At 77.5% G+C, this 3,703-nt stretch carries 4 protein-coding genes; 1 reads left to right on the forward strand and 3 read right to left on the reverse strand.

The genetic code is table 11. The annotated features are described in order from the left end of the window. Window positions 1–3 precede the first annotated feature (3 nt). Window positions 4–648 carry a bifunctional 4-hydroxy-2-oxoglutarate aldolase/2-dehydro-3-deoxy-phosphogluconate aldolase gene (gene eda / locus BJP40_RS06500; protein WP_071279371.1) on the reverse strand — a complete coding sequence of 215 codons (645 nt, stop codon included), beginning with the start codon at window positions 646–648 and terminating at the stop codon, window positions 4–6. 134 nt (window positions 649–782) lie between these two features. Then, a complete protein-coding gene (gene yaaA, locus BJP40_RS06505) occupies window positions 783–1,565 on the reverse strand; it encodes a peroxide stress protein YaaA (protein WP_071279373.1) in 783 nt (260 codons plus the stop codon). Window positions 1,566–1,706: 141 nt separating this feature from the next. Here yaaA and BJP40_RS06510 point away from each other — a divergent pair, with 141 nt between their 5' ends. Then, window positions 1,707–3,152, forward strand: coding sequence for an RNB domain-containing ribonuclease (locus BJP40_RS06510; protein WP_071279375.1), 1,446 nt, complete (start codon window positions 1,707–1,709; stop codon window positions 3,150–3,152). Here BJP40_RS06510 and BJP40_RS06515 read toward each other — a convergent pair. Then, on the reverse strand, window positions 3,103–3,703 hold a 601-nt coding region (locus BJP40_RS06515), incomplete at its 5' end, for a hypothetical protein (protein WP_071279376.1). The genes BJP40_RS06510 and BJP40_RS06515 overlap by 50 nt on opposite strands.

The raw sequence follows: 3,703 nt of genomic DNA on the forward strand, positions 1-3,703 counted from the left end.
CGGTCACCCGCAACGATCCGCGCCCCGACGGCTCAGCCCCGCCGCCTCCCGGGCCAGCCGCTCCACCCGCCGCCAGTCCCGCGCCGCGACCGCGTCGGGCGGCACCACCCACGTGCCGCCCACGCAGGGCACGTTGGGCAGCGCCAGGTACGCGGGCGCGGTCGCCGCCGTGACCCCTCCCGTCGGGCAGAACCGCGCCCGGGGCAGCGGGCCCGCCAACGCCGACAGGTACGGGGCCCCGCCCGCCGCCTGGGCCGGGAAGAACTTCATGTCCCGCACGCCCCGCTCCAGCAGCGCCACCACCTCGGACGCCGTCGACACCCCCGGCAGGTACGGCACGCCCGCCGCGTCCATCGCGTCGAGCAGCCCGCCCGTCCACCCCGGGCTCACCAGGAACCGCGCCCCCGCGGCCACCGCGTCCGCCGCAGCCCGCGCGGAGACGACCGTGCCCGCGCCGACCACGGCCTCCGGCACCTCGTCGGCGACGGCCCGCACCGCGTCCAGGGCCGCGGCCGTCCGCAGGGTCACCTCGACCGCGGGCAGTCCGCCCGCGACCAGCGCCCGCGCGAGCGGCACCGCCTCACGGGCGTCCTCGACGACGACCACGGGCAGCACGGGCCCGCCGACCAGGTCCAGCACAGCAAGCATGGCCGCATCGTGCCCGCCGCCGTGCGCACCCCGCAATCACCGTTGCACCCACCGCAACGACACCGCCCGGGCCGGCACGGAGACGGGCCCTCCACCGGCCCCCCGGGGCCCTCCACCGGCCCCGGCCCGCACCCTCAGTGCACCTGCTCCACGAGCACGTCCAGCGCCCACGGCTTGCCGGCCTTCCCCGGGGCCGTGACCTCCACCACGTGACCGAGCCCGCGCAGCGCCTCCACCAGCTCGCCGGGGGAGCCGGGCGCGGACCCCGACTCCAGCAGGCTCCGCACCATGCGGCCCTTCGTCGCCTTGTTGAAGTGGCTGACCACCTTCCGCGTCGGCGCGTGCAGCACCCGCACGGTCGCCGTCCGCCCGGCCACCTCGCCCTTCGGCTTCCACGCCGCCGCGTACGCCGCCGACCGCAGGTCCAGCACCAGACCCTCCCCGGCCACCTCGGGCATCACCTCCGCCAGGGGTCCCCGCCAATACGCCCCCAGCGCACCGAGCCCCGGCAGCTTCACCCCCATGGAGCAGCGGTACGACGGGATCAGGTCGTCGACCCGCACCGCACCCCACAGCCCGGAGAACACCAGCAGCGACGTCCCGGCCCGCTCCCGCGCCGCCGCGTCGAGCGCGGCCAGGCCCAGGGCGTCGTACAGCACCCCGGTGTAGACCTCCCCGGCGGGCCGCGCCCCGGCCGTCCGCAGCCCCGCGTTCTTCGCGACCTCCCCGCGCAGCCCCTCGCTCAGCCCCAGCACCTCCCGCGCCTTGTCCTCGTCGGCCGCGCACAGCTCGACGAGCTCCTCGAACACGGCCGCCCGCGCTCCGGCGAGCCCCGGCAGCGACAGCGCCTCCGGCTTCAGCGGCGACCCGCTCCCCGAGGCGGCCTTGCCCTCCGAGGGCGGCAACAGGACGAGCACGATGCGTCTCCTTCGTATCCGTACGTACGGCGGCGGGGCGCGGCCCGACCACCGGCGCGGCCCCCGGCCACGGGACCGGGGCACACCGCGCCGACCAGCGTACAAAGTGCCGCCCGCCCCGCCCCGGCCTACGCTCGGCGTATGCCCCGTCGCCACCTCCGCGTGAGCGGCGCCGCCGAGACACCGCTCACGGCCGCGCTGCGGGCACTGCGCACCGAGCTGGACGTGCCGCGTGCCTTCCCGCCCGCCGTGCTGGCCGAGGCCGAGAACGCCGCGAAGAACCCGCGCCTGCCCGGCGGGGACGCCACCGACCTGCCGCTGTTCACCATCGACCCGCCCGGCTCCACCGACCTCGACCAGGCCATGCACCTGGCCCGCCGCGCCGACGGCGGCTACCGCGTGCACTACGCCATCGCCGACGTCGCCGCCTTCGTGGAGCCCGGCGGCGCCGTCGACGCGGAGGCGCACCGGCGCGTCACGACCCTGTACCTCCCCGACGGGCGGATCCCCCTGCACCCGCCCGTGCTGTCGGAGGGCGCCGCCAGCCTGCTGCCCGCGCAGACCGCCCCGGCCCTCCTGTGGCGCATCGACCTCGACGCGTACGGCCGCAGGGTCGCCACCGACGTGCACCGCGCGCTCGTCCGCTCCCGCGCACGGCTCGACTACGCCACCGTCCAGGGGCAGATCGACGCGGGCACCGCCGAGGAACCGGTCGCCCTGCTGCGCGACATCGGCCGGCTCCGCGAGGAACGGGAGACCGAACGCGGCGGGATCTCCCTCAACGTCCCCGAGCAGCAGATCACCCGGACCGACGGCGGGTACCGCCTCGCCTACCGGCCGCCCCGCCCCGCGGACGCCTGGAACGCCCAGATCTCGCTGCTGGCCGGCACAGCCGCCGCCGACCTGATGACGGCCGCCGGCACCGGCGTCCTGCGCACCCTGCCGACCGCCCCCGACGGCGCCGTGGCCCGGCTGCGCCGCTCGGCGCGCGCCCTCGGCGTCGACTGGCCGCACCACGTGTCGTACGCGGCGCTCGTCCGCACCCTGGACCCGCGCGACCCGCGGCACGCGGCCTTCCTCCAGGACTGCACGACCCTGCTGCGCGGCGCCGGGTACACGGTCTTCACGGACGGCAGCCTCCCGGCACACGCGACGCACGCCGCCGTCGCCGACGAGTACGCGCACTGCACGGCGCCGCTGCGGCGCCTGGCCGACCGGTACGCGGGCGAGCTGTGCGTCGCCGCCGTCGCGGGCCACGAGCCGCCCGAGTGGGTGCGGGCCGCCCTGCCCGCCCTGCCCGGGGAGATGGCGGACGGCACGGCCCGGGCGAACCGCGTCGAGCGGGAGTGCGTGGACCTCGTGGAGGCCGCCCTGCTCATGGACCGGGTCGGCGAGGTCTTCCCCGGCGTCGTCGTGGACGTCCGCGACGAGGACCCGACGATCGGCACCGTCCACCTCCGGGACCCCGCCGTGGTCGCCCGGATCGACAGCGCCGACACGGACCCCCTGCCGCTCGGGGAACGCCTCCCCGTCCGCGTCACCCGGGCGTACCCGGGCCGGGACAAAGCGCACTTCGTGCCCGCGTGACCGCCGCGACCAGCCCGTGGGCGTCATCGGCGTGGAACCGCACGGTCCGCACCTCCCTGCGCCGCCCGAGCAGCCCGACGAGCGGCACGGGCGCCACCAGATCGAGCCGTACCGACGTCTGCCCGCCCACCGCGAAGTCCACCTCGCCGTCCGCCCGCCGGTGACTGAGCAGCAGCTCGCGCCGCACCTCCCGGACGGCGCCGAGCGGCACCTCCAGGTCCCGGTGGCAGCCCTGCCGCACCCGCAGCACACCCCTGCGGGTGTCCAGCAGGTGCGGCCGGGTGACGGAGCCGGCGTGCAGCCCGAGCACGAAGAGCACGGCGTACGCGTCGAGCAGCAGCGTCACCTCGTGCGCCACCGGCACGTCCCACAGCAGCCACGCCACCACCGCCGTCTCGACGAGGCACACGAACGCGAAGCCGTACATGAGCGCGGCCTGGTCCCGGGCGTGCCCGAACCCCTCGACCCCCGGCCCCACCCCGTGCCGCCGCCCCCGCGCCCACCGCCCGAGGCTCCCCATCAGCGCCAGCTCGTGCCGCAGGAGCCGGACG

Origin of the sequence: Streptomyces sp. CC53, assembly GCF_001865245.1 — a bacterium.
GTDB lineage: Bacteria > Actinomycetota > Actinomycetes > Streptomycetales > Streptomycetaceae > Streptomyces.

Coding starts and splice junctions, on each gene's coding strand:
- BJP40_RS06510 (WP_071279375.1), top strand. CDS start 1,707: ATGCCCCGTCGCCACCTCCGCGTGAGCGGCGCCGCCGAGACACCGCTC.
- eda (WP_071279371.1), bottom strand. CDS start 648: ATGCTTGCTGTGCTGGACCTGGTCGGCGGGCCCGTGCTGCCCGTGGTC.